The sequence below is a fragment of the Rhizobium sp. 18055 genome, assembly GCF_902706285.1.
GTDB lineage: Bacteria > Pseudomonadota > Alphaproteobacteria > Rhizobiales > Rhizobiaceae > Rhizobium.
The window spans coordinates 102,873-127,424 of the sequence record NZ_CACSKD010000013.1 but is presented as its reverse complement, the minus strand read 5'-3'; the positions used below and the strand labels follow the sequence as shown (position 1 = coordinate 127,424).

Here is a 24,552-nt window from a genome sequence, read left to right as displayed (position 1 = left end):
ATCCGTCCATGCGTACGTTCTTTCTGCTACACCAAGGACAGAAGAACGAGGCGACGATGAGGACTATACTTGCGGGCGCTGCAGCGATCCTGATGCTGCAATTTTCGGCCGTTGCGGCGGAAGCTTCGACCTTGGTCGCCAAGATCAGCATCGGGTCGCAGACGATGACGGTGACTGAAAATGGCTTTGTCATATATCGCTGGAAGGTATCGACGGCACGTCGGGGGTATGTGACGCCTGTGGGCTCCTGGAGCGCCAAGTGGCTGTCTCGCGATCACCGCTCTAAGAAATATGACGATGCGCCGATGCCCTATGCAGTGTTCTTCAATGGCGGCTATGCCGTGCATGCGACCTTCGATCTTAAACGTCTCGGCCGGCCCGCCTCGCATGGCTGCATTCGCCTTCATCCCAACAATGCCGCACAGTTCTTCGACCTGACCAGACAGGCCGGATTGGCCAATACGCGGGTTGTCGTCACCAACTGATGCTGCCGCATAGGCATCCGAATTTTCGGCCAATGGCTTCATCGTTCATGCTGTTTGAGCAACAGTGCTGTCGCAAATTGCGCATGAGGGCAGACGAAAGCATTGGCTTTTGAAATGGATTTGCCTATGAGGGGAAAACTATAATTTCCAAGAGGTACAGGCGTGACCGCTACATTCGATAAAGTTGCCGACATCATTGCAGAAACCAGCGAGATCGATCGTGACACGATCACGCCGGAAAGCCATACGATCGACGACCTCGGTATCGACAGCCTCGACTTCCTCGATATCGTTTTCGCGATCGACAAGGAGTTCGGCATCAAGATTCCGCTCGAAAAGTGGACGCAGGAAGTCAACGAAGGCAAGGTCTCCACGTCGGAGTATTTCGTGCTGAAGAACCTCTGCGCGAAGATCGACGAACTGCGCGCCGCCAAGGCCTGATCGATCCGCTCAAAATTTTTTGTCCGCCCTGCCGCCGTTCACCATGGCGGCCGGGCGGTTTTGTTATTAAGTAGGCCTAGCCGGCGGCATGTTGCCCGCTCGGCCGGAGGATACGATGCTCCTGGAATACTTCCAGATGATCGACCGTGTAGAGTCGGTCGACCTTCAGACCAAGATACTCAAGGCGCGCTCCGTCGTGCCGGCCAAGAGCCCGGTGTTCGAAGGTCATTTTCCCGGCATGCCCCTTGTTCCGGGCGTGCTCCTCATCGAAACCATGGCACAGGCCTCAGGTATGCTGGTGCTTGCCGCGACCAATTTTGCGGCGATGCCGTTCCTGATGACGGTCGATGGTGCGAAGATGCGTACCTTCGTGGAGCCGGAGGCGGTTCTCGATATCGAGGCGTTCCTCGAACATGACGGTTCCGGATTTGCCGTGACCAAGGCCAAGATCACCAGCGGCGGCAAGAAGGTCTGCGATGCACAGCTGAAGCTGCGCACCATGCCGTTCAGCGAAGTGCCGCTCGGCGATATCGTCAAGAAGCGCGCAAGTGAGATCGGCCTTATGGATGCGATCGCTGCGCAGGGAGTGAATGGATGAGCAAGGCTCAGAATGATGTCGTCATCACGGGCGTCGGTATCGTGACCTGCCAGGGCGTCGGAAAGGAGCCGCATATTGCGCTGCTCACCGCCGCCGAAGCACCGAAGACGGTCGTCGAGACCGAGAAGTTCAAGCCGTATCCGATCCACCCGCTCCCCGAGGTGGATTGGTCGCAGCAGATCACCAAGCGTGGCGACCAGCGGCAGATGGAAAACTGGCAGCGTATCGGCGTGTTCGCAGCCGGCCTGGCGCTCGACGATGCCGGCCTGAAAGAGGATCTCGAAGCCTGCGGCACGATGGACATGATCGTGGCAGCCGGCGGCGGCGAGCGCGACATCAATGTCGATACGCTGATCGTCGATGAAGGCCTGAAGCGCAACGACCGCGAAGTTCTCCTGAACGAGAAGCTGACCACCGAGCTTCGCCCGACGCTGTTCCTGGCGCAGCTCTCCAACCTGCTCGCCGGCAACATCTCGATCGTCCACAAGGTCACCGGTTCCTCGCGCACCTTCATGGGCGAAGAGTCGGCGGGTATTTCGGCGGTCGAAACCGCATTCCACCGTATCAAGTCGGGCGAATCCTCGCATGCGCTGGTTGGCGGTGCGTTTTCGGCCGAGCGGCTCGACATGGTGTTGCTGTTCGAAGCGATCGGCTCGCACTCGCGTGGCGACTGGCAGCCTTTGTGGTCGCGCGATGTCGGCGGCATTACCAGCGGTTCGCTCGGTGCATTCCTCGTGCTGGAATCGCGTGCCCATGCCGAAGCCCGCGGCGCGCATATCTATTCGACGATGTCGTCGATCGAAGGCGACCGCGGCAATCGTGGTGCCGGCAATCTCGAAAAGCGTCTGGAGCGGCTGCTCGAGCCGGCGCATGGGCTGCCAGCCGAGAGCACGGCGATCTTCTCCGGCTCGACCGGCATGCCTGATCTTGCCGCACGCGAAAAGGCTGTGCTGGACCATCAGTTCCCGGGCGCTGCGATCCGCGGCTTCGGTGGCGTTACCGGTCACGGCTTGGAGGCACACTTCACGCTTGGTCTGGCGCTGGCGGCGCTTGCCATCGACAGCGAAGCCAAGGTGCCGCCATTCGATGGCGGCCATGAAAAATCCATGAGCACCGGCACCAAGGCTGCTGTCGTCACGACAGTCGGCCATCAGCGTGGCGAAGGCGTCGCAGTTCTGTCTGCGGACGCGTGAGGAGTAGGCACATGACGGATTCAGCTTACAAGGATCATCTCGGACGCCCGATCGTGGCGGTCACGGGTGTCGGCATTCTCACTTCGCTCGGCCAGGGTCTGAAGGACAACTGGGCGGCGCTGACCTCGGGCAAGTCGGGCATCCACGACATCAACCGTTTCCCGACGGACGGGCTCTCGACGCGGATCGCCGGTACGGTTGATTTCATCGATATTCCGACACCGAATGCGGTCGAGCGCTCCTACGCCTTTGCACGCGAGACGACCATCGAGGCGCTTGCCGATGCCGACATCTCCGGCGATTTCAATGGGCCGCTGTTTCTGGCGGCACCGCCAATCGAGCCCGAGTGGAGCGCACGCTTCGAACTCGGCGACCGTTCGCCGCCAGCTTCCCATCCCGGCGATGCCTATGATCGTTTCCTGGCGGCGATGCGCGAGCGTCCCGATCCTTCGTTCCACGAAGCGGCGCTATTCGGCTCCATTTCAGAGCGGCTTGCCGACCGGTTCGGCACGCGCGGCCTGCCGGTGACGCTGTCGACGGCCTGTGCATCCGGCGCCACCGCGATCCAGCTTGGCATCGAAGCGATCCGCCAGGGCCGCACGACGCGGGCGCTTGCGGTCGCGACGGACGGTTCGGTCAGTGCCGAAGCGCTGATCCGCTTCTCGCTGCTGTCGGCGCTGTCGACGCAGAACGACAATCCGACCAAGGCTTCCAAGCCGTTCAGCAAGGATCGCGATGGCTTCGTCATCGCCGAAGGTGCTGCGACGCTGGTGCTGGAATCGCTGGAGTCTGCGATTGCCCGCGGCGCCAAGGTGCTCGGCATCATGAAGGGTGCCGGCGAAAAGGCCGATTCCTTCCACCGCACGCGCTCCTCGCCGGATGGCGGTCCCGCGATCGCGACGATCCGCGCGGCCCTTGCGGATGCCGGCATGGACGAGAGCGGCATCGGCTACATCAACGCCCATGGCACCTCGACGCCTGAAAACGACAAGATGGAATATGGATCGATGCTGGCCGTGTTCGGTGAGCGCCTTGCCTCCATTCCGCTGTCGTCGAACAAGTCGATGATCGGCCATACGCTGACGGCAGCAGGCGCTGTCGAAGCCGTGTTCTCGCTGCAGACGATGCTGACCGGCACGCTGCCGCCGACCATCAACTACAACAACCCGGATCCGACGATCGCCGTCGATGTGGTGCCGAATGTGAAGCGCGATGCACAGGTGAATGCCGTGCTTTCCAACTCCTTCGGCTTCGGCGGTCAGAACGCCAGCCTTGTCATGGCGCTCGAACCGGCTTAATCGGTTCCCCGACCTCACATTGCTGCGCCCGCACCCGGACAGGGTGCGCTGGCGCAGCGGCACTCACAAACTGCGCATAGGCTTCAGGGCCGGTGCGCCCGCGAAGGATTTTGCCATGCGCGCTTTGCAACTGATCGACGACCGCAAGCTTGAGATCACCGATCTGCCCGAACCCGATGCGCCGGGCCCCGGCGAAGTGACGCTGCGCGTCAAGGCTGTCGCGCTCAACCATATCGACGTCTGGGGCTGGCGCGGCATGGCGTTTGCCAAGCGCAAGATGCCTCTGGTCATCGGCGCGGAAGCATCAGGCGTGGTGGAAGCGATCGGTCCGGGTGTGGCCAATGTGCTGCCGGGCCAGCTTGTCGCCATCTACGGCGCGCGCACATGCGGCCTCTGCCGTCCGTGCCGCGAGGGGCGCGACAATCTCTGTGAGAACGTGTCCGGCGTTCATGGCTTCCATCTCGACGGCTTTGCGCAGGAGAAGGTCAACCTCCCGGCCCGCCTGCTGGTGCCTGCACCTCCGGGTGTCGATGCTGTTGCCGCTGCCGTTGCCCCGGTGACGTTCGGCACCGTCGAGCACATGCTGTTCGACAACGCCAAGCTGGAACCCGGTGAAACCATCCTTGTTCATGCCGGCGGCTCCGGTATTGGTTCGGCGGCGATCCAGCTGGCCAAGAAGATCGGCTGCACCGTGATCACCACCGTCGGTTCCGACGACAAGATCGAGAAGGCCAAGGCGCTCGGCGCCGACCACGTCATCAACTACCGCACCGACCGCTTCGAGGGCGTGGTGCGCAAGCTGACCAAGAAGAAGGGCGTCGATGTCGTTTTCGAACATGTCGGCAAGGATACCTGGGCCGGTTCGATGCTCTGCATGAAGCGCGGGGGTCGCCTGGTCACCTGTGGCTCCACTTCCGGCGTTTCGACCGACATGAACCTGATGATGCTGTTCCAGCAGCAACTGAAGCTGCTTGGTTCGTTCGGCTGCCGGATGGAAAACATGGCGGACGCCATGCAGAAGATGGCGCGTGGCCTGGTGCATCCTGTCATCGACACGGAAGTCAGCTTCGATGAGATTGATCGGGCACTGGAGCGGATGGAATCGCGCCAGATCTTCGGCAAGATCATCCTGAAGATGGATTGATCTGTTGGAGCTCTTCATCACGCGTATCGTCCTGAAGCTGGACCATTTCCGCCAGTGGCTGATCGCGCAGGTGATGTTCGGCTTCCTGAATTTCCTGAAGATTTTTCCGGCCGACGGGGCGATCAACTTCATCGACTGGCTGATGCGCAAGCTCGGCCCGAAGATGAAGCGCCACAAGCTGATGCTTGCCAATCTGCGCAATGCATTTCCGGAGAAGAGCGACGAGGAAATCCAGCAGATCGCGCTTGGCAGCTGGGCGAACATGGGCCGACTTGCCGCCGAGTACGTGTTTCTCGACCAGTTGTTCGATTTCGATCCGGAACAGAGCGAGCCGGGCAGGGTGGAGGTGTCGGGGATACCGATTTTCCTCGACCTTCTTGAGAATCCACGGCCGTTCATGGTCTTCACCGGCCATACCGGCAATTTCGAGCTGCTTCCCGTCGCTGGTGCCGCCTTTGGCCTTTATGTCAGCGTGCTGTTCCGGCCGCCAAACAATCCCTATGTGGCGCAGAAGGTGTTCGATTTCCGTAGTGCCCGCATGGGCAAGCTGGTGCCGTCGCATGCCGGCTCCTCGTTTGCGCTGGCGCGCCAGCTGGAAGCAGGGCAGGGCGTCGGCGTTCTGGTCGATCAGAAGTTCGGCAAAGGTTTGAAGACGCAATTCTTCGGTCAACCGGTCAAGACCAATCCACTGCTCGGCAAGCTTGTCCGCCAGTTCAACTGCGATGTCTATCCGGCGCGGTGCATCCGGCTACCTGGAAATCGCTATCGTCTCGAGATCGAACCGCGCATGGATATCCCACGCGATGCCAACGGCAATCTCGACATGACGGCGACGGCGCAATTGTTGAACGACAAGGTTGAGAGCTGGGTGCGGGAGTACCCGGAACAGTGGCTTTGGTATCATGATCGATGGGAAATAAAGCGCCAGGTTATGTAAATATCGGCGGCCCCTACATCTTGTCATTGAAAAACAAGGTTTCTTCGTCATTGAACATGAAGTGACGTCATGTTACCGATTTCTGACAAGGCGAGTGATGTTCGGTGAGAATTGCCGCACGCATACTCGGTATCTCAAAGGAATTCCTTAGGGAATCGGCATGGGAGGTGTCGTGCTCGGGCTTTTTCAGGCATTCTCGTTGCGATGTTCGCAGATTGACGAAGCCATTCGGCTTGGTGATGACGCGCGCGTGAGCAGCCTTGATGGCTCGATCGATGCGCTGATCGAGACGATTCTCGGTTACCGTGCCACCAATCTTTTCTACGCCCATATGCAGATGCAGTTCGTCGGGTGCCTGATTGATCAGTATGCCGAAGATAGCGAATCCGTGCGTGAGCATGTGAAGCTGCTATCCTACATGATGGAGCAGTATCTGGGGTCGACCGTCCCGCGCTGGCAGATGCCGCCGCTGGAGCGTCTGGACCGCGAACGCGTCTCGGCGCCAGCGGCCTATGTCCCCAATACCGATAACGGCAATTTCCTGAATGCCGCCATTCTGGAAGCCATGCCCGATCGCGTCTCGGTGGTGACGAAAGATTATCGCTATCTCTATGCCAATGCCGCGTGTTCTGCCCGTGTCGGAAAGAAGCCGATGGAGATGATTGGCCGTCACATCATGGAGTTTGTCGGCGAAAAGCGGTTTCGAGACTGTATGAAGGGCTTGCTCGATGCCTGCTTTGCAGGCCAGTCGTGTGACCATATGTATGATCGCACGGACGATGCGATGGTGCAGCCGACGCGCTACCGCATGTCGCCGCTGCGCGATTCCGCCGGTTACATCATCGGCGCGCTGATTATGGCGCAGGAAACCGGTTCATCGGCAGCAACGCTTGCTGCTTGATTACGACTTCGTCCAGAGCCAATTCGTAGCTGGAGCCTTTCCGGGTGATATTGAAGCATTCTGCCGGAGCACGGTGACGTTGAATTCGACATAGTCGATGCGGAGGTCTTCGGTTGTTGATGTCATCGGCATCTCCTAACTTTCCATCAGTTTTTTCAGAGCATCGAGATCGCGCGCAACGTGAGCAGCGTCCGCTTCGAACTGCTGGTCGGTCATGCCAGGCAGCCTCAGCAAGGTGAACATGATCTCGCAGCCGTCGCCATTCGGCACGATCCGGAGTGCGTTGTAGACCCGCAGGCCATTCGCGATGGTTACGGTATGATCGAGGACGCCAAACTCATTGTGAGGGGCGAAGCTGACCGTGACGGTTCCGAGGACACCTCGGGCAATCCAGTCATCACCGCTCCTTTCGAGGCCTGATGCGAGGCCCGACGCCCAGAGCGGCATGTTTTCCGGTGTGCCGGCAAACGAGCAGACATCCCGCCAGTTCTTGTCGATGGATCGATGAATTATCCGTGCAGGCATCGTCGCCATAGTGTCCTCCTTCTTCACTCCAAAGCGGGCGGCGTAACGTCGCAGGTGCGGCGTGCGTCGTTTCCGGTTGCCGTGCTTTCGTCACCAGACCCACCTTCCCAGGAGCTTCCTGAGCAATATGGTTCACTTCACGCCAACCGCAATACGACGCCAATGTGAAGCCGAATCGAACTTGCCGTTTCGGCCAGACAGTGCCACAACACCGGTCCAAATCGACGAACCGGAGAACTATCGTGGAAAAGGCAGAAATCGGGCTGATCGGCCTTGCGGTCATGGGTTCCAACCTCGCGCTCAACATCGCGGAAAAGGGCAACAAGATTGCGGTGTTCAACCGTACGCCTGAGAAGACCGATGAGTTCTACGAGAGCGCCGGCGATCTGAAGAAGCAGATCATTCCCTGCAAGACGATCGAGGAATTCGTCGAGGCGATCCGTCCGCCGCGTCCGATCATCATCATGATCAAGGCCGGCGAGCCTGTCGATCAGCAGATGGAACTGCTGCGCCCGCACCTGTCGAAGGGCGACATCATGATCGATGCCGGCAATGCCAATTTCCGCGACACGATCGCCCGCTTCGACCGCCTCAAGGACACCGACCTGACCTTCATCGGCATGGGCGTGTCGGGTGGCGAAGAAGGTGCACGCCATGGTCCGTCGATCATGGTCGGCGGCACCGAAGACAGCTACAAGCGCGTCGAGAAGGTACTGACCTCGATCGCTGCCAAGTACAAGGGTGACCCTTGCGTCGCATGGCTCGGCAATGACGGTGCCGGCCACTTCGTCAAGACCATCCACAACGGCATCGAATATGCCGACATGCAGATGATCGCCGAAATCTACGGCATCCTGCGCGACGGTCTCGGCAAGAGCGCGAGTGATGTCAGCGGCATCTTCGGCGAGTGGAACAAGGGGCGCCTGAATTCCTACCTGATCGAGATCTCCGAGAAGGTCCTGGCTGCGACCGACCCGATCTCCGGCGGCGCGATGGTCGACATGATCCTCGACAAGGCCGGACAGAAGGGCACCGGCAAGTGGTCGGCGATCGAGGCGCAGAACATGGGCATCCCGGCAACCGCGATCGAAGCCGCCGTTGCCGCCCGCAGCCTGTCGTCGATGAAGACGGAGCGCGAGGCGGCCGAGAAGATCTTCGGCAAGCCTGAGTACAACTTCCCGATCGCCTACAGCGCCGACCTCAACAAGGATCTGGAACTGGCGCTGTTTGCGGCCAAGATCGGCGCTTACGCGCAGGGCTTTGCGGTGATGGCGGAAGCGTCGCGCGAGTTCAACTGGTCGCTGCCGATGCCTGTAATCGCCAAGATCTGGCGCGATGGCTGCATCATCCGCTCGCAGTTCCTCGACGAGATCACGTCGGCCTTCACCAAGGCACCGGATGCGGCCAACCTGATCGTCACGCCTGCCTTCTCCGACATGGTCAAGGAATCGCTGCCGGCACTGCGCCGCGTCGTCGGTGCGGCGCTCGCAGCCGGCCTGCCGGTTCCCGCACTCACCTCGGCGCTGACCTATTTCGACGCCTACCGTCAGGGCCGCGGCACAGCCAACCTGATCCAGGCGCAGCGCGACTTCTTCGGCGCCCACGGCTTCGATCGCCTCGACGGCAAGGACTTCCACCACGGCCCATGGGGCAGCGGTGCATCAAGCTTCTAAGATCGTCTGCATTTAAAACGAAAACAGCCGGGCAATCGCCCGGCTGTTTTGTTAGGTGGTGAAGCGTCGCGTGCAGGCGCATGAGCGCATTCCAGAATACTGATGCCTACTTGTCCTGCTTTGCCCAGATCGGCTGGCTGACGCTCTGCAGCAACTGCGGCTCGACCCCGTCGATCCGCGCGATCACGGCCTTCGCCATCTCGCGGCCGGCATGGCGGACGTCTTCATAGGCGGTGATGATCTCGGGGCGTATCCAGTTGAGGATCGGCGCCGATTCCTTCGAGGCCATGTCGACGTCGTGGCCCAGTCGCTTGCCTGCTGCCTCGATGCCGGCGTTGACGGCGATGGCGGCACTTCCGGCCAGACAGACGATACCGTCAGGCGCGTTCGATGAGCGCATCATCGCCTCGACGGCGTTGCGGATCTCCTCGAGCGGCGTGTCGATGGTGACGCGCAGCGGCACTTCCTCGGCACCGTGGTCATGGAGTGCGGTCTGGAAGCCGATGCGGGTGTGGGTGTAATAGGTGAGCTTGCTCGGCGGCTGCAGGAGGGCGATGCGTTTGCGGCCACGGGCGACGAGTTTCTGCACCGCCTGGTGGGCAAAGGCCTCGTTGTCGAAGTCATGGAACGGGTGGACCTGGCCGGCATCGGTTCGCCCATGCGTGGCGAAGGGCATGTTACGCTCGATCAGCAACCGCACGCGCGGATCGTCGGGCTCGATGCGTGAGATGATGACGCCATCGGCGGAGCCGGTGTCGAGAATATAGCGCACCGGCAGCATCGGATCCTTGCTGTGCGAATGCGGGGTGACGACGATGTGGTAGGGCGTGCCGGTCAGTACCTCGGAGATGCCGAACACCAGCTGGCTGCTGAAGCCCATGATCTCTTCATCGATGCTCAGCACAAGGGCGATGACGTTGGTCTTGCCCGTCCGCAAGCGCACCCCGGCACGGTTCGGCTGGTAGCCGAGCTGTCGCGCCACCATGCGCACGCGCTCCTTGGTCTCGGCGCCAATATCGGGCGCATCCTTCAAGGCACGCGATACGGTGGTGATACCGAGCCCGGTCATGAAGGCAATCGTCTTCAGCGTCGGTCGCTCCCGGGGTTCCCCGGTTGCCGTGCCCCCGAAATTCGCTTTGTTTTCCATCCCTTTAGGTCGTCCTATGCGATTTTGTTTCGCTTATAGATGCTTTTGCTAGTGCTGTAAGCATGAAGACAATAAATGACGCTCCCTCCACGGAAAGGAAAATCTGTAACGATACAGCAGAAATGTCGAGGCCTTTTTATAGGTGCAGCGCAACATATGCGCGCATTGGTTGAAATCAACAATATCGCCCGTTATTTTTGCGTTAGCGAAGAGAGAAAACGTCAATAATCATGACGTTTGTCATGATACACTAATAATAACAGTGGTTTATGAAATCTTCGCATGAGCGAAAACAGTTGCCTGGGTTTGGTGCTTGATGCTGAAAAATTGTTCGATCGGACAGTCATCGGTAGCAAAGCACAGTCGGAAACAATTTTTTTGAGCAAGGCTGTTGCGCCAAAATATCGATTGAACTAAGTTTTTCCTGCAACGTTTCAGTGAGGGAGGAGAACTCATGAATATCCGTTTGATGACGGCAGCGCTGTGCGCTTCCGTCGTGCTGCCGCTGTGTGCGGCAAATGCCACAGATCTCGAAGTCACCCATTGGTGGACGTCCGGCGGCGAAGCTGCTGCCGTGGCCGAGCTTGCCAAGGCATTCGATGCCACCGGCAACCATTGGGTTGACGGTGCGATCGCCGGTTCCGGCGGTACTGCACGTCCGATCATGGTCAGCCGCATCACCGGTGGCGATCCGATGGGCGCCACGCAGTTCAACCATGGCCGTCAGGCCGAAGAGCTTGTCCAGTCCGGCCTGATGCGCGACCTGACCGACGTCGCGACACAGGAGCACTGGAAGGACGTCATTCGTCCGGCCAGCCTGCTCGATAGCTGCACGATCGACGGCAAGATCTATTGCGCGCCTGTCAACATCCACTCCTGGCAGTGGCTGTGGCTCTCGAATGCTGCCTTCAAGAAGGCCGGCGTCGAAGTGCCTAAGAACTGGGATGAATTCGTCGCGGCTGCTCCGGCGCTCGAAAAGGCCGGTATCGTGCCGCTCGCCGTTGGTGGTCAGCCGTGGCAGGCAACCGGCGCGTTCGACACGTTGATGGTGGCGATTGCCGGCAAGGACGTGTTCCAGAAGGTGTTCGGCGACAAGGATGCCGAAGTTGCCGCCGGTCCCGAGATCGCCAAGGTGTTCAAGGCTGCCGATGATGCACGCAAGATGGCAAAGGGTTCCAACGTTCAGGATTGGAACCAGGCAACCAACCTCGTCATCACCGGCAAGGCCGGCGGTCAGATCATGGGCGACTGGGCGCAGGGCGAGTTCGCTCTGGCAGGCCAGACGGCCGGAACCGACTACACCTGCCTTCCTGGCCTTGGCGTCAACGAAGTCATCTCGACAGGCGGCGACGCTTTCTACTTCCCGCTGCTGAAGGATGCCGAAAAGTCGAAGGCCCAGGAAGTCCTTGCCAAGACGATTCTCGATCCGAAGACCCAGGTTGCCTTCAACCTGAAGAAGGGCTCGCTGCCGGTTCGCGGCGACGTCGATCTGGCTTCGGCCAATGACTGCATGAAGAAGGGCCTGGAAATCCTGAAGAAGGGCAATGTCGTTGCCAGCGCCGACCAACTGCTTTCGGCCGACAGCCAGAAGCAGAAGGAAGACCTTTTCTCGGAATTCTTCGCCAATGCCTCGATGACGCCAGCCGATGCGCAGAAGCGCTTCGCTGAAATCATCGCTTCTGCTGACTGATCGTCTAGACCTGCTGTTGCAGTCCGGCTCTCCGCCCAGGAACGGTGAGCCGGATCCACGCCTGAGATGATCGGGAGGGGACAGCATTCTTCTGGTGAAGCCGCAGCCGCAGAGGAGCGTGCGGCGGCTGATCCTGAGGATGACGAGACACGAGGGGCGCTCTTTTTCGATCGCCGCTCGACATCACAGAAGCAATTGCGTTTCAGGAGGAAACACAATGACGGGTCAAGCGAAAGCCGGCCGGCCAAATCAGTTGCTGCGCAATCTGAATTCCAAAATTGCATCCATCCCGATGATACTGACAGCCATCGTCATCTTTCTCGGCGGGACAGTCTGGACGGTATTTTATTCCTTTACCAACTCGAAGCTGCTGCCAAGAATGAGCTTCGTTGGCTTCGATCAATACAAGCGCCTGTGGGCCGCGCCGCGGTGGATCGTCTCCATCGAAAACCTGGCCGTTTACGGCGTTCTCTCGTTGATATTCAGCCTTGTGATCGGCTTTACGCTGGCCGCGCTGATGGATCAGAAGATCCGCTTCGAGAACGCATTCCGAACGATTTTCCTTTACCCGTTTGCTCTGTCGTTCATCGTCACTGGCCTTGTCTGGCAGTGGGTGCTCAATCCGGAGTTCGGCATCCAGTCGGTGGTGCGCTCGCTGGGTTGGACGAGCTTCACCTTCGATCCGCTCTACACGCCGAGCATCGTCATTTACGGCGTGCTGATCGCAGCGCTCTGGCAGGGAACGGGCCTCGTCATGTGCCTGATGCTCGCCGGCCTGCGCGGGATCGACGAGGACATCTGGAAAGCGTCGCGGGTCGATGGCATCCCGATGTGGAAGACCTATCTGTTCATCGTCATTCCGATGATGCGGCCGGTGTTCATCACCACGCTGGTGATCATCGCCAGCGGTATCGTCAAGGTCTACGACCTGGTGGTGGCGCAGACATCAGGCGGCCCCGGCATCTCGTCGGAAGTGCCCGCCAAGTATGTCTACGACTACATGTTCCAGGCGCAGAACCTCGGCCAGGGCTTTGCCGCCTCGACGATGATGCTGCTGACCGTCGCAATCATCATCGTGCCCTGGGCTTATCTCGAATTCGGGGGAGGGCGTAAGCGTGCCTGATGCCATCGCTCTCAAGAACACGGATACCGCAATCGTGACGGACAAGACATTCTCCGGGCCGAACGGTCCGAAGCCGAGGCGGGTGATCTCGCCGCGCAATATCATGCTGTACGGCACGCTGTTCGTTGCCGCAGCCTACTACCTGCTGCCGCTCTACGTGATGATCGTGACGTCGCTGAAGGGCATGCCCGAAATCCGCATGGGCAACATCTTTTCGCCGCCGATGGAGATCACCTTCGAGCCCTGGGTGAAGGCCTGGGCGACGGCCTGCACCGGCCTCAACTGCGACGGTCTTTCGCGCGGTTTCTGGAACTCGGTGCGGATCACCATCCCGTCCGTCGTGGTGTCGATCGCCATTGCCTCTGTCAACGGCTATGCGCTGGCCAACTGGCGCTTCAAGGGATCGGAACTGTTCTTCTCGATTCTGGTCATCGGTGCGTTCATTCCCTACCAGGTGATGATCTATCCGATCGTCATCGTGCTCCGCGAACTCGGCATCTACGGCACACTGACCGGCCTGATCATCGTCCACTCGATCTTCGGCATGCCGATCCTGACGTTGTTGTTCCGCAACTACTTCGCGTCGCTGCCGCAGGAATTGTTCAAGGCGGCGCGTGTCGATGGGGCGGGGTTCTGGCAGATTTTCCTGAAGATCATGGTGCCGATGTCGCTTCCGATCTTCGTCGTCGCGATGATCCTGCAGGTCACCGGCATCTGGAACGACTTCCTGTTCGGCGTCGTCTTCACCCGGCCGGAATACTATCCGATGACCGTGCAGCTCAACAATATCGTCAATTCTGTCCAGGGCGTGAAGGAATACAACGTCAACATGGCCGCAACGATCCTCACGGGTCTGGTGCCGCTGGTTGTGTATTTCGTGTCGGGACGACTGTTCGTCCGCGGCATCGCCGCCGGCGCGGTGAAAGGCTGATCCATGAATTCGAGTGTTTCCATCAAAGACCTTTCGTTGAACTTCGGCGCGGTCAGCGTTCTCAAGGATCTCAATCTCGAGATCAATGACGGCGAGTTCCTGGTGCTGCTCGGCTCGTCCGGCTGCGGCAAGTCGACCTTGCTCAACTGCATCGCCGGCCTGCTCGACATCAGCGAGGGGCAGATCCATATCAAGGGCAAGAACGTCACCTGGGAAGAGCCCAAGGACCGCGGCATCGGCATGGTGTTCCAGTCCTACGCGCTCTATCCGCAGATGACGGTCGAGAAGAACCTGTCCTTCGGCCTGAAGGTCGCCAAGATCCCGCAGGCCGAGATCGACAAGCGGGTGGCGCGGGCGTCCGAGATCCTGCAGATCGAGCCGCTGTTGAAGCGCAAGCCGGCTGAGCTCTCCGGCGGCCAGCGCCAGCGCGTGGCGATCGGCCGTGCGCTGGTGCGCGATGTCGACGTGTTCCTGTTCGACGAGCCGCTGTCGAACCTCGATGCCAAGCTGCGTTCGGAATTGCGTGTCGAGATCAAGCGCCTGCACCAGGCGCTGAAGAACACGATGATCTACGTCACCCACGACCAGATCGAGGCGCTGACACTGGCCGACCGCATCGCCATCATGAAGAACGGCGTCATCCAGCAGCTGGCCGATCCGACGACGATCTACAACAAGCCGCGCAGCCTCTTCGTGGCCGGTTTCATCGGTTCGCCGTCGATGAATTTCCTGAAGGGCGAGATTGCCAAGCGCGGCAATGCCACCGTGTTCACCGCCAACGGCGTCGATTTCAACGTCGATGCCTATCAGGCCGTCGCGCCGCTGAAGGCCGGCCAGAAGGTGACGCTCGGCGTGCGGCCGGAGCATATCAAGGTGAATGACGGCCTCGGCGCCGAGGTGCATGACGCCACCGTCGATATCGAGGAGCCAATGGGCGCCGACAATCTGCTGTGGCTGAAGCATGCCGGGCACACCATGTCGGTGCGCATCAATGGTTCGCGCCGCTTCAACCCCGGCGCTGCCGTCAAGCTTGGCTTCGACATGTCGCTGGCGTCGATCTTCGACGCCGAGACGGAATTGCGCCTCTAGCCATCGCATAGCGGGCGGGGCCGCAACCGGTTCCGCCCGCATTTCCAACCGGCCAGTATGGCCAACCACATTCGGCCGCAGCCCGCTAAAGGGTTCTCCCAGGAGCGGCTTGATCGGGACATCGATATGACAGCCTTGCCGACCAACGGGTTCAACCTCGACCTCTCAGGATCGTGGCAGCTCACCTCCACCGATGGCGAAATCAGGACGGCGATCACCCTTCCGGGCGACGTCCATTCGGCTCTTCACGCCGCCAAGCTCATCCCCGATCCCTATTTCGGCCGCAACGAAGAGGTGGTGCAGTGGGTGGCGCATCGCGACTGGGCGATCGAGCGCAGCTTCACGGTGTCGGAACCGGATGGCGACTGGTACCTCGACATCGACTATCTCGATACCGTGGCCGCCGTGTTCATCAACGGTTCGCCGGTGCTGATCTCGGACAACAGCTTTCGCCGCTACCGCCCTGATGTCAGCGCCCAGCTGAAGGCGGGCGACAACAGCATTCGTGTCGTGCTGCATTCGAGCATTGCGGCCGGCGCTGATCGGCAGGCCAAGCAACCGTTCTACATTCCCTATTCCACCGGAAATTCGCCGATCCCGAACGGCAACATGCTGCGCAAGGCGCAATGCCATTTCGGCTGGGACTGGAACATCGCCGTTGCGCCGCTTGGCCTGTACGGCACGATTGCGCTCCGCAAGCTGGAGACCGCGCGGATCGAGCACGTCACGACGCGGCAGGTTCACAATGGCGACGGTTCTGTCGATCTGCAGGTGACGGCGACGCTGTTTTCCAAGGATCCGGGCATCGTGCCGGTGCATTTCACGCTCGATGGCGAGCGCGTGCGTCTCGATGTCGGCGTCGGTGCCGGCGAGACGGTGGTCAATCATGTGTTTGAGATCGACAAGCCGCGCCTCTGGTGGCCATCCGGCGGCGGCGAGCAGGCGCTTTATGCGCTGACCGTCGATCTGCCGACGGACGCTGTCAGCAAGCAGATCGGGCTTCGCACCGTCGAGCTGATCACCACGCCGGATGCCGCCGGCAGCCGGTTCGCGCTGAAGATCAACGGCCACGAAATCTTCTGCCGCGGTGCCAACTGGATCCCGGCGGACGCGCTGTTTTCGCTGTCCTCGCCTGAGAAGACCGAGGATCTGCTGCAGTCGGCCAGGGCGGCCAACATGAACATGATCCGCGTCTGGGGCGGCGGCTTCTACGAGCATGATCATTTCTACGATCTCTGCGACCGGATGGGCCTGCTGGTCTGGCAGGACTTCATGTTCGCCTGCAACCTCTATCCCTCGACCGAGGATTTTCTCGACAACGTCGCTCTCGAAGTCGATTATCAGGTGCGCCGCCTGAATTCGCATCCGTCGATCGCGCTCTGGTGCGGCGACAACGAACTGGTCGGCGCGCTGACCTGGTTCGAGGAATCGCGCAAGGATCGCGACCGCTATCTGGTCTCCTACGATCGCCTCAACCGGACAATCGAGCAGGCGATGAAGAAGGCGGCTCCCGAGGCGATCTGGTGGCCGTCGAGCCCGGCTTCCGGCCTGCTCGACTTCGGCGATGCCTGGCACGCCGACGGCTCCGGCGACATGCACTACTGGTCGGTGTGGCACGAGAACAAGTCGTTCGACAATTACCGCACCGTTCGTCCGCGCTTCTGCTCGGAGTTCGGCTTCCAGTCGTACACGTCGCTGCCTGTGATCAAGACCTATGCCGACGCCAAGGACATGAACGTCGCGTCGCCCGTCATGGAGCTGCACCAGAAGAATGCCGGCGGCAACGAGCGTATTGCCGGCACGATGTTCCGCTACTTCCGGTTTCCCAAGGATTTCCCGAACTTCGTCTATCTCAGCCAGATCCAGCAGGGTTTGGCGATCAAGACGGCGGTGGAATTCTGGCGATCGCTGAAGCCGCACTGCATGGGCACGATCTACTGGCAGCTCAACGACACCTGGCCGGTCGCCTCCTGGTCGAGCCTCGATTACGGCGGGCGCTGGAAGGCAATGCACTATCTGGTGAAGCGCTTCTTCCAGCCGGTGGCTGTCGCTGCGATCCCATCGGACGACGGCAAGGAGATCCGTTTCTCGCTGGTCAACGACACGCTCGAGGAGGTCAGCGTCGATCTGTCGATCTCGGTCCTGACGATGAAGGGCGAGCGCAAGCACCTGAAAGACGTGCAGGCTGTCTGCACGCCGGATGCTGCGGTGACGGCGACGACGATCGATGTCTCCGAGATCCCCGACGGAACGCTGCTCGCATGGCGCTTCACCGCGTCCAACGGCATGGGCGGCGAGGGGCATTATGTGCACGGCACCTACAAGGCGCTGGAGCTCGAGCCCGCCGGCCTGATGGTCACCCACGAAAATGTCGAGGCGAATGGCGCGATCGATCTCAATGTCACCGCGAGCGGACTGGCGCTGTTCGTGATGATCGAGACCGACATCGACGGCAAGTATTCCGACAATGCCTTTGATCTCGCGGCCGGAGAAACCCGCCGCATCACCTTTACCCCGGCTATCCCGCTCGAGCGCGGGAAGCTGCCGGACTTCCGCTTCTACGACCTGCAATCCTGCCAGTCCGTGGATTGATCCTGATTGAAATGCAATGGGCACGAGGCCCGAGGAGGATATTATGACGAAACTGAGTTTCCAGCTTTATAGCGCCCGCAATTTCCAGCCCTATTCGGCAATCTTCGAAAAGCTCGGCAAGGCCGGCTACCAGGAGGTCGAAGGCTTTGGCGGCATTTATGCCGATCTCGACGATGCCGGGCTGAACAGTCTTCGCGCCGATCTCGACAGGAACGGCCTTGTGATGGCGACCGGCCATTTCAGCCCTGATTTCCTCGATGGTCAGGTCGCGAAGTCGCTCAACATCGCCAAGGTGCTCGGCATGGATTCGATCTATGCGCCGCACCTGGCCGCCGACGAGCGCCCGACCGATGGTGCCGGTTGGCTGGCATTCGGCAAGCGCCTGCAGGAGATGAGCAAGCCCTACAAGGATGCCGGCTACGAGTTCGGCTGGCACAATCACGACTTCGAATTCGTCAAGCTCGCCGATGGTTCGCTGCCGATCGAGCGGATCTTCGAAGGCGCGCCTGATATTTCCTGGGAAGCGGATATCGCCTGGGTGGTGCGCGGTGGTGCCGATCCTCTGGCCTGGATCGAGAAACTCGGCTCCCGCATCACCGCCGTCCACGTCAAGGACATTGCGCCTGCCGGCGAGAGCAAGAACGAAGACGGCTGGGCCGACGTCGGTCACGGCACGCTTGACTGGCCGAAGCTGATTTCGGCGCTCAAGGGCACGAAGACCAAGCATTTCGTCGTAGAGCATGACAATCCGGCCGATATCGATCGCCTGATTGCCCGCTCGATCGCTTCCTTCAAGACCTACTGAGGCACATCATGACCAAGGAACTTGGCGTCGGCATCATCGGATGCGGCAACATCTCCACCACCTACTTCTCGCTTTCGCCGTTGTTCAAGGGGCTGAAAGTTCTGGCTTGCGCCGATCTCAACATGCAGGCGGCCGAAGCCCGCGCTGCGGAATACGGCGTCAAGGCACAGACGATCGAAGATCTCCTCGCCAATGACGAGATCGACGTGGTCGTCAACCTGACCATCCCGGACGCGCATTTTCCCGTTTCGAAGTCGATCCTCGAAGCCGGCAAGCACGTCTATTCTGAAAAGCCGCTGGTTCTCACTCTTGAGCAGGGTGAGGAACTGCGCAGCATTGCCACGGCAAAGAAGCTGTCCGTCGGGTGCGCGCCTGACACCTTTCTCGGCGGCGCGCACCAGCTGGCCCGCAAGTATATCGACGAGGGCGGTATTGGCCGCGTCACGTCAGGCGCTTGCTACGTCATGAGCCCGGGCATGGAAATGTGGCATCCGAACCCGGACTTCTTCTTCCTGCCCGGCGGCGGCCCGATCCTCGATCTCGGCCCTTACTACATCGCCAACCTGATCAACCTGATCGGTCCGGTGAAGCGGGTCGGCGCCATGACCTCGATGGCATCGGAAACCCGTACCATCACCAGCGCGCCGCGCAATGGCGAGACCATTCCGGTGAAGACGCCGACGACGATCCAGGCGATCCTCGAATTCGTCAACGGCGCGACGGTGACGCTGACGGCGAGCTGGGATGTGTGGTCTCACCGCCACGCCAACATGGAGCTCTACGGCACCGATGGTTCGCTCTACGTGCCGGATCCGAACTTCTTCGGCGGCGTTGTCGAGGCCAGCGGTCGCGACAAGGAGATCAAGCCGCTCGATGGCTGGGAGCATCCGTTCGGGATCTCCAACCAGGAGAGCCCGCAGGGACCGCGCGCCAACTACCGCACCGCCGGTCTCGCCGACATGGCGATGGCGATCATCGAGGGGCGCGATGCGCGTTGCTCGCTCGACCGCACGCTGCACGGCGTCGATGTCATGACTTCGATCCTGAAGTCGGGCGAAGAAGGCCGCTTCATCGAGCTGACGACGACTTGCACGCAGCCGGCAGCCCTCGGCATCGAAGAGGCGCAGGCGCTGCTGAAGTAAGTCCACCGGTGAGCCCGGAGCAATTTCTTTGCTTCGGGCTTGCAGGACAGCCGTCTACTCCGCTACGTCCGTCATGCTCTGCTTTTGTGCCGAGCATGACGGGAGAATTTTCAGCGTTCGGGAGACCGCCACGAGCGCCGGTTTGGCGGCTACAAGCGGCTCGCGAGCGCATTTTGGACTGGGAGAGATATTATGAGTTGGCAACCGGCTTCCGACCGATACTCAAAAATGAAATACAATCGCACCGGCCGTTCGGGCCTGAAGCTGCCGGCCGTGTCGCTCGGCCTCTGGCATAATTTCGGCGGTGACACGCCGCATGAGCGCAAGGTCGATATGTGCCGTACGGCGTTCGACCTCGGCATCACCCATTTCGACCTCGCCAACAATTACGGCCCGCCTCCTGGTAGCGCCGAGATTGCCTTTGGCGAAATCATGCGCACGGAATTTGCGGGCCTGCGCGACGAACTGATCATCTCGTCCAAGGCCGGCTATGACATGTGGCCGGGTCCCTACGGCGAGTGGGGCGGCCGCAAGTACATGATTGCATCGTGCGATCAAAGCCTGAAGCGCATGGGCCTCGACTATGTCGATATCTTCTACTCGCACCGTTTCGACCCGGATACGCCGCTGGAAGAGACCTGCGGCGCGCTCGATCATATCGTTCGTTCCGGCCGGGCGCTCTATGTCGGGATCTCGTCCTACAACTCGCAGCGCACGCGCGAAGCGGCGGCGATCCTCAAGGATCTCGGCACGCCCTGCCTGATCCACCAGCCGAGCTATTCGATGCTCAACCGCTGGGTCGAGGACGACAAGCTGCTCGATACGCTCGACGAGGTCGGCATGGGCTCCATCGTGTTCTCGCCGCTGGCGCAGGGCATGCTGACCACCAAGTATCTCGGCGGCATCCCTGAGGATAGCCGTGCGGCGCAGAACCACTTCCTGAAGAAGGACTTCATCCGTCCCTCGATCATCGACAACATCCGCAAGCTCAACGAGATTGCCGAAAAGCGCGGCCAGACGCTGGCGCAGATGGCGATTGCCTGGGTGCTGCGCGGCGACCGCGTGACTTCGGCGTTGATCGGCGCCAGCCGTTCCTCGCAGATCGTCGATTGCGTCAAGGCGCTCGACAATCTGACGTTCACGGCTGACGAGTTGCAGGAGATCGATGTCTACGCCCGGGAGGCCGATATCAATCTCTGGGCCAAGTCGGCGGAAATCTGATCACAATCACGCCCGGAACGATCTCCCGGGCGTTTCTCTATCTTGTTTGACGTGCGTGCGGCCCAACATCTGCACGGGAGGAGATGTCACCATGATACGCAATCCTATTCTGCCGGGGTTCAATCCCGATCCGTCGATCTGTCGCGTCGGCGACGACCACTATATCGCGACCTCGACCTTCGAATGGTATCCGGGGGTGCAGATCCACCACTCGCGCGATCTGGTGAACTGGACGCTGGTCAGGCGGCCGCTTGAGCGGCAATCGCAACTCGACATGCGCGGCAATCCCGACAGTTGCGGCGTCTGGGCGCCGTGTCTCTCCCATGCCGACGGGCTGTTCTGGCTGGTTTATACCGACGTCAAGCGCCTGGACGGCAATTTCAAGGATGCGCATAATTACATCGTGACGTCGCCTACAATCGAGGGCGAATGGTCCGAGCCCATCTATGTGAACTCTTCCGGCTTCGATCCCTCGCTGTTTCACGACGATGATGGCCGCAAGTGGTTCATGAACATGCAGTGGAACCACCGTACCGAGAGTTTTGGCGGCGCACCGAAATCGCCGGCCTTCGATGGTATTTTGCTGCAGGAATGGGACGCAGCCACACAGTCTCTGAAGGGGCCGATCAAGAACATTTTCGCAGGCAGCCCGCTCGGGCTGGTCGAGGGAGCGCATCTGTTCAAGCGCAACGGTTACTACTATCTCACCACGGCCGAGGGCGGCACCGGCTACAATCACGCGGTGACCATGGCACGGTCGCGGGCGATCGACGGACCGTACGAGATGCATCCGAACATCCATCTGATCACATCAAAGGATCATCCCGACGCCATCCTGCAGCGGGCAGGGCACGGGCAGTATGTCGAGACGCCGGACGGGCAGGTCTATCACACCCATCTCTGCGGCCGACCGATGCCGCCGAAGCGGCGCTGTACGCTGGGGCGCGAAACCAGCCTGCAGAAGTGCGTCTGGAAGGACGACGGCTGGCTCTATCTCGAGAATGGCACGATGGTTCCCGATGTCACCGTTCCGGGACTGCACGGTGCCGTGGCGGTCGAGAAGCCGGTGCGCAGCGAGTACAGCTTCGACGGCGGCCGATTGCCGGCCGATTTTCAGTGGCTGCGGACGCCGAGGTCCGAGCGGATCTTCAATCTCACCGACCGCCCCGGCCATCTCCGGCTGATCGCCCGCGAGAGCGTCGGCTCCTGGTTCGAGCAGGCGCTGGTGGCGCGGCGGCAGGAGCATCATAGTTTCAGGGCGGAGACGGTCGTCGAGTTCGATCCCGATACCTACCAGCAGGTCGCCGGGCTGACGCATTATTATAACCGGCACAAGTTCCATGCCGTGGCGGTGACGCTGCATGAGACGCTCGGGCGCTGCGTTACCATTCTCTCCTGCGACGGCGATTATCCGAACAGCCGCCTGAGTTTTCCCGCAGGCAGCGGCGTGGCGCTTCCGGCCGGGGGTCGGGTGCAGCTTTCGATGGAGATCCGCGATAACGATCTGCAGTTCTTCTGGCAGACGGAAGGCAAGGGGGCATGGCAGCCGATCGGTCCGGTGCTCGACGCCGGCGTGGTTTCCGACGAGGGCGGACGTGGCGAGCATGGGTCGTTTACCGGCGCCTTTGCCGGCGTTTTCGCCTTCGATACATCGGGGCGCGCCAAGACGGCCGACTTCGACTGGTTCAACTACGAGGAGTTGTGAGGCATCGGCGACATCGCCTGCCGTTACGGGCGATGTCGCATCCTCTGATATAATATATGCTTATAAGTATGTGTTTTCATTACGGATGTTTAATTTAACTTTCAGTTTCGGTTCATCATTTCAGGTCTAGGTTCGGGGTGTGTTCAATACGAGGAAACCCCAATGAAAAAGATCTTCGCCGTTCTCCTGTCTGCATCATTCCTGGCCGCGCCTTTGGTTGCAGCGACCGAGGCCAGCGCACAGGATCATCGCCGTCCTGTCGTCGTCGAGCGCGATGTTCACGTTACCAAGTACAAGTGGAGCCGCGGCCATCGCATGAGCGCTGCCGAACGCCGCAACATGCGCGACGTCAAGGATTACCGCCGCTACCGCCTGGCGCCTCCGCCGCGCGGCTATCGCTGGGTGCAGGTCAACAACGACTATCTGATGATCAGCATTGCAGGTGGTGTGATTTCCAACGTCATCACCGGTCGCTGATCGATCACGGCACGATTGAGGGAAAGGGGCGGCTTCGACCGCCCTTTCTCATGCGTCATTGTCTCCTCTGCTGCGTGCCAGCCGTAGCGTCAGCTTTCTGAGGACGCCCTTTGCGGCCGGCGTCGGCTCTTTGGCCACCGGTGCCGTCAGGCCTTCGATCGGCGGCAGCGGCTCGCATTCCTCGCAGATGCAGCGGTAGCTCCTGATCGCCGGTGCTTTCATGCGGCCCGATCTCCCCACCGCGTAAACGGATCCGGCATACTGCGCCATTTCTCCGGGGCGAAGGCGGTGGCGTCGATCAGGCATGCATCGAGATGCCTGCGGACCCAGCGCTCGTCCATCGGGTCGGCGCCGATGAAGACGATCTCCTGGCGGCGGTCGCCCCAGACGGGATCGAGGTAGGGCGAGATCGACGTGATGAAGCGCTGATCGTCTGGCCAGCGCTCGCGCGGCACGGCCGACCACCAGGTGCCCATCCGGCTGGTGCGCAGGATGGCGCCGGCCTGGCTGACCTCACCGACATGATCGGGGCGGGTGGCGAGCCAGAAGAAACCCTTGGCGCGGACGACGCCGGGCCAGGCGGTGTCGAAGAACTGCTGCAGTTTTGCGGGATCGAAGGGGCGCTTCTCGCGGTAGACGAAGGAGCGGATGCCGTATTCCTCGGTCTCCGGGATATGGTCTGCGAAGCCGTGCATCTCCTTGTACCAGAGCGGGTGGGTTTCGGCCTTGTCGATATCGAACAGGCCGGTGCCGAGCACTTGGTGCAACTTGACCTCACCGAAATCGACCTCGATCAGCCGGGCATCGGGATTGAGGCCAACGACGATCTGGCGCGCAGCTATGCGCTGCGCTTCGGTGGCTGTGCCGATCTTGTTGAGCACGACGACGTCGGCAAATTCGATCTGCTCGACCAGGAGGTCAATCACCGTGCGGTTGTCGCCATCGCCTGCTGTCTCGCCGCGGTCGCCCAGAAAGTCGGTCGAGGCATAATCTGCGAGCAGGCCGGCGGCATCAACGACTGTGACCATGGTGTCGAGTGCTGCAATATCAGACAGGCTCCGGCCGTCCTCGTCGCGGAACTCGAAAGTGGTGGCAACGGGGAGCGGTTCGGCAATGCCTGTCGATTCGATCAGCAGGTAATCGAAGCGGCCCTGCTCGGCGAGTTGGCGGACTTCCTTCAACAGGTCGTCGCGGAGCGTGCAGCAGATGCAGCCATTGGTCATCTCGACCAGCGCCTCGTCGGTGCGCGACAGGTTGGCCCCGCCGTCGCGGACCAGCGCCGCGTCGATATTGACCTCGCTCATGTCGTTAACGATGACCGCGACACGCAATCCCTGGCGATTGGCCAGTATGTGATTGAGCAGCGTTGTCTTGCCGGCGCCGAGGAAGCCGGAGAGGACGGTGACGGGGAGCTTCTTCGTCATGATGCTTTCCA

24 protein-coding genes are annotated in these 24,552 nt (G+C 60.7%); 19 read left to right on the top strand and 5 right to left on the bottom strand.

Features of this window, described 5'->3' with window-relative positions; all coding sequences use genetic code 11:
- The first annotated feature begins 56 nt into the window (after window positions 1-56).
- The 8 genes from GVL52_RS20750 (at window position 57) to GVL52_RS20715 (ending at window position 6,997) form a co-directional block, all read left to right on the top strand.
- Window positions 57-485, top strand: a complete 429-nt coding sequence (locus tag GVL52_RS20750; protein ID WP_160010634.1) for a L,D-transpeptidase — start codon at window positions 57-59, stop codon at window positions 483-485.
- A gap of 162 nt (window positions 486-647) precedes the next feature.
- Entirely contained in the window at window positions 648-926 is a 279-nt protein-coding gene (locus GVL52_RS20745) for an acyl carrier protein (protein ID WP_018900650.1), read from the top strand.
- Between the two features lie 115 nt (window positions 927-1,041).
- Window positions 1,042-1,524: a 3-hydroxyacyl-ACP dehydratase FabZ family protein gene (locus GVL52_RS20740; RefSeq protein ID WP_160010632.1), complete on the top strand. Its 483-nt coding sequence runs from the start codon at window positions 1,042-1,044 to the stop codon at window positions 1,522-1,524.
- A complete protein-coding gene (locus GVL52_RS20735; protein ID WP_160010630.1) occupies window positions 1,521-2,717 on the top strand; it encodes a beta-ketoacyl-ACP synthase in 1,197 nt (398 codons plus the stop codon). The genes GVL52_RS20740 and GVL52_RS20735 overlap by 4 nt, the downstream gene beginning before the upstream one ends.
- An 11-nt stretch (window positions 2,718-2,728) precedes the next feature.
- Window positions 2,729-4,015, top strand: a complete 1,287-nt coding sequence (locus tag GVL52_RS20730) for a beta-ketoacyl-ACP synthase (protein ID WP_160010628.1) — start codon at window positions 2,729-2,731, stop codon at window positions 4,013-4,015.
- Between the two features lie 115 nt (window positions 4,016-4,130).
- A complete protein-coding gene (locus GVL52_RS20725) occupies window positions 4,131-5,159 on the top strand; it encodes a zinc-binding dehydrogenase (protein ID WP_160010626.1) in 1,029 nt (342 codons plus the stop codon).
- Window positions 5,160-5,163: 4 nt separating this feature from the next.
- Window positions 5,164-6,096, top strand: a complete 933-nt coding sequence (locus tag GVL52_RS20720) for a lipid A biosynthesis lauroyl acyltransferase (RefSeq protein ID WP_160010624.1) — start codon at window positions 5,164-5,166, stop codon at window positions 6,094-6,096.
- 172 nt (window positions 6,097-6,268) lie between these two features.
- On the top strand, window positions 6,269-6,997 hold the full coding sequence (locus GVL52_RS20715) for a PAS domain-containing protein (RefSeq protein WP_200847871.1): 729 nt from the start codon (window positions 6,269-6,271) through the stop codon (window positions 6,995-6,997).
- Here GVL52_RS20715 and GVL52_RS31205 read toward each other — a convergent pair whose 3' ends face one another.
- Both GVL52_RS31205 and GVL52_RS20710 read right to left on the bottom strand, forming a co-directional pair.
- Window positions 6,998-7,123, bottom strand: a complete 126-nt coding sequence (locus tag GVL52_RS31205; RefSeq protein ID WP_280179113.1) for a hypothetical protein — start codon at window positions 7,121-7,123, stop codon at window positions 6,998-7,000.
- A gap of 9 nt (window positions 7,124-7,132) precedes the next feature.
- Complete coding sequence (locus tag GVL52_RS20710; RefSeq protein WP_160010620.1) at window positions 7,133-7,531, bottom strand: SRPBCC family protein; 399 nt, start codon at window positions 7,529-7,531, stop codon at window positions 7,133-7,135.
- 233 nt (window positions 7,532-7,764) lie between these two features.
- Between GVL52_RS20710 and gndA the strand changes: the two genes are divergently transcribed.
- The gene (gene gndA / locus GVL52_RS20705) at window positions 7,765-9,195 is read left to right on the top strand and encodes an NADP-dependent phosphogluconate dehydrogenase (protein WP_160010618.1); all 1,431 of its coding nucleotides are present in this window, start codon (window positions 7,765-7,767) and stop codon (window positions 9,193-9,195) included.
- Between the two features lie 106 nt (window positions 9,196-9,301).
- Here the strand turns inward: gndA and GVL52_RS20700 are convergent, their stop codons facing one another.
- A complete protein-coding gene (locus GVL52_RS20700) occupies window positions 9,302-10,342 on the bottom strand; it encodes a LacI family transcriptional regulator (protein WP_160010616.1) in 1,041 nt (346 codons plus the stop codon).
- A 454-nt stretch (window positions 10,343-10,796) separates the two neighbouring features.
- Between GVL52_RS20700 and GVL52_RS20695 the strand changes: the two genes are divergently transcribed.
- The 10 genes from GVL52_RS20695 (at window position 10,797) to GVL52_RS20650 (ending at window position 23,117) form a co-directional block, all read left to right on the top strand.
- Window positions 10,797-12,032, top strand: a complete 1,236-nt coding sequence (locus tag GVL52_RS20695) for an ABC transporter substrate-binding protein (protein ID WP_160010614.1) — start codon at window positions 10,797-10,799, stop codon at window positions 12,030-12,032.
- Window positions 12,033-12,249: 217 nt separating this feature from the next.
- Window positions 12,250-13,155: a carbohydrate ABC transporter permease gene (locus GVL52_RS20690; protein WP_160010613.1), complete on the top strand. Its 906-nt coding sequence runs from the start codon at window positions 12,250-12,252 to the stop codon at window positions 13,153-13,155.
- Between the two features lie 4 nt (window positions 13,156-13,159).
- A complete protein-coding gene (locus GVL52_RS20685; protein WP_244619247.1) occupies window positions 13,160-14,086 on the top strand; it encodes a carbohydrate ABC transporter permease in 927 nt (308 codons plus the stop codon).
- 3 nt (window positions 14,087-14,089) lie between these two features.
- A complete protein-coding gene (locus GVL52_RS20680; RefSeq protein WP_160010611.1) occupies window positions 14,090-15,175 on the top strand; it encodes an ABC transporter ATP-binding protein in 1,086 nt (361 codons plus the stop codon).
- Window positions 15,176-15,301: 126 nt separating this feature from the next.
- The gene (locus tag GVL52_RS20675) at window positions 15,302-17,767 is read left to right on the top strand and encodes a glycoside hydrolase family 2 protein (protein WP_160010610.1); all 2,466 of its coding nucleotides are present in this window, start codon (window positions 15,302-15,304) and stop codon (window positions 17,765-17,767) included.
- A gap of 43 nt (window positions 17,768-17,810) precedes the next feature.
- Complete coding sequence (locus GVL52_RS20670; RefSeq protein WP_160010609.1) at window positions 17,811-18,572, top strand: sugar phosphate isomerase/epimerase; 762 nt, start codon at window positions 17,811-17,813, stop codon at window positions 18,570-18,572.
- Window positions 18,573-18,580: 8 nt separating this feature from the next.
- On the top strand, window positions 18,581-19,714 hold the full coding sequence (locus tag GVL52_RS20665; protein WP_160010608.1) for a Gfo/Idh/MocA family protein: 1,134 nt from the start codon (window positions 18,581-18,583) through the stop codon (window positions 19,712-19,714).
- A 192-nt stretch (window positions 19,715-19,906) separates the two neighbouring features.
- Entirely contained in the window at window positions 19,907-20,935 is a 1,029-nt protein-coding gene (mgrA, locus tag GVL52_RS20660) for an L-glyceraldehyde 3-phosphate reductase (RefSeq protein ID WP_160010607.1), read from the top strand.
- A 91-nt stretch (window positions 20,936-21,026) separates the two neighbouring features.
- Window positions 21,027-22,640, top strand: coding sequence for a glycoside hydrolase family 43 protein (locus GVL52_RS20655; RefSeq protein ID WP_160010606.1), 1,614 nt, complete (start codon window positions 21,027-21,029; stop codon window positions 22,638-22,640).
- Between the two features lie 162 nt (window positions 22,641-22,802).
- The gene (locus GVL52_RS20650) at window positions 22,803-23,117 is read left to right on the top strand and encodes an RcnB family protein (RefSeq protein ID WP_160010605.1); all 315 of its coding nucleotides are present in this window, start codon (window positions 22,803-22,805) and stop codon (window positions 23,115-23,117) included.
- Window positions 23,118-23,165: 48 nt separating this feature from the next.
- Here GVL52_RS20650 and GVL52_RS30455 read toward each other — a convergent pair whose 3' ends face one another.
- Both GVL52_RS30455 and GVL52_RS20645 read right to left on the bottom strand, forming a co-directional pair.
- Complete coding sequence (locus GVL52_RS30455) at window positions 23,166-23,339, bottom strand: hypothetical protein (protein WP_200847868.1); 174 nt, start codon at window positions 23,337-23,339, stop codon at window positions 23,166-23,168.
- Window positions 23,336-24,541 carry a GTP-binding protein gene (locus tag GVL52_RS20645; protein WP_160010604.1) on the bottom strand — a complete coding sequence of 402 codons (1,206 nt, stop codon included), beginning with the start codon at window positions 24,539-24,541 and terminating at the stop codon, window positions 23,336-23,338. The genes GVL52_RS30455 and GVL52_RS20645 overlap by 4 nt, the downstream gene beginning before the upstream one ends.
- Window positions 24,542-24,552 lie beyond the last annotated feature (11 nt).

Excerpts from the sequence above, each read along its gene's own strand:
- GVL52_RS20750 (WP_160010634.1), top strand. The coding sequence starts at position 57 with ATGAGGACTATACTTGCGGGCGCTGCAGCGATCCTGATGCTGCAATTT.
- GVL52_RS20740 (WP_160010632.1), top strand. The coding sequence starts at position 1,042 with ATGCTCCTGGAATACTTCCAGATGATCGACCGTGTAGAGTCGGTCGAC.
- GVL52_RS20735 (WP_160010630.1), top strand. The coding sequence starts at position 1,521 with ATGAGCAAGGCTCAGAATGATGTCGTCATCACGGGCGTCGGTATCGTG.
- GVL52_RS20730 (WP_160010628.1), top strand. The coding sequence starts at position 2,729 with ATGACGGATTCAGCTTACAAGGATCATCTCGGACGCCCGATCGTGGCG.
- GVL52_RS20725 (WP_160010626.1), top strand. The coding sequence starts at position 4,131 with ATGCGCGCTTTGCAACTGATCGACGACCGCAAGCTTGAGATCACCGAT.
- GVL52_RS31205 (WP_280179113.1), bottom strand. The coding sequence starts at position 7,123 with ATGACATCAACAACCGAAGACCTCCGCATCGACTATGTCGAATTCAAC.
- GVL52_RS20710 (WP_160010620.1), bottom strand. The coding sequence starts at position 7,531 with ATGGCGACGATGCCTGCACGGATAATTCATCGATCCATCGACAAGAAC.
- GVL52_RS20700 (WP_160010616.1), bottom strand. The coding sequence starts at position 10,342 with ATGGAAAACAAAGCGAATTTCGGGGGCACGGCAACCGGGGAACCCCGG.
- GVL52_RS20695 (WP_160010614.1), top strand. The coding sequence starts at position 10,797 with ATGAATATCCGTTTGATGACGGCAGCGCTGTGCGCTTCCGTCGTGCTG.
- GVL52_RS20690 (WP_160010613.1), top strand. The coding sequence starts at position 12,250 with ATGACGGGTCAAGCGAAAGCCGGCCGGCCAAATCAGTTGCTGCGCAAT.
- GVL52_RS20680 (WP_160010611.1), top strand. The coding sequence starts at position 14,090 with ATGAATTCGAGTGTTTCCATCAAAGACCTTTCGTTGAACTTCGGCGCG.
- GVL52_RS20675 (WP_160010610.1), top strand. The coding sequence starts at position 15,302 with ATGACAGCCTTGCCGACCAACGGGTTCAACCTCGACCTCTCAGGATCG.
- GVL52_RS20670 (WP_160010609.1), top strand. The coding sequence starts at position 17,811 with ATGACGAAACTGAGTTTCCAGCTTTATAGCGCCCGCAATTTCCAGCCC.
- GVL52_RS20665 (WP_160010608.1), top strand. The coding sequence starts at position 18,581 with ATGACCAAGGAACTTGGCGTCGGCATCATCGGATGCGGCAACATCTCC.
- mgrA (WP_160010607.1), top strand. The coding sequence starts at position 19,907 with ATGAGTTGGCAACCGGCTTCCGACCGATACTCAAAAATGAAATACAAT.
- GVL52_RS20655 (WP_160010606.1), top strand. The coding sequence starts at position 21,027 with ATGATACGCAATCCTATTCTGCCGGGGTTCAATCCCGATCCGTCGATC.
- GVL52_RS20650 (WP_160010605.1), top strand. The coding sequence starts at position 22,803 with ATGAAAAAGATCTTCGCCGTTCTCCTGTCTGCATCATTCCTGGCCGCG.
- GVL52_RS30455 (WP_200847868.1), bottom strand. The coding sequence starts at position 23,339 with ATGAAAGCACCGGCGATCAGGAGCTACCGCTGCATCTGCGAGGAATGC.
- GVL52_RS20645 (WP_160010604.1), bottom strand. The coding sequence starts at position 24,541 with ATGACGAAGAAGCTCCCCGTCACCGTCCTCTCCGGCTTCCTCGGCGCC.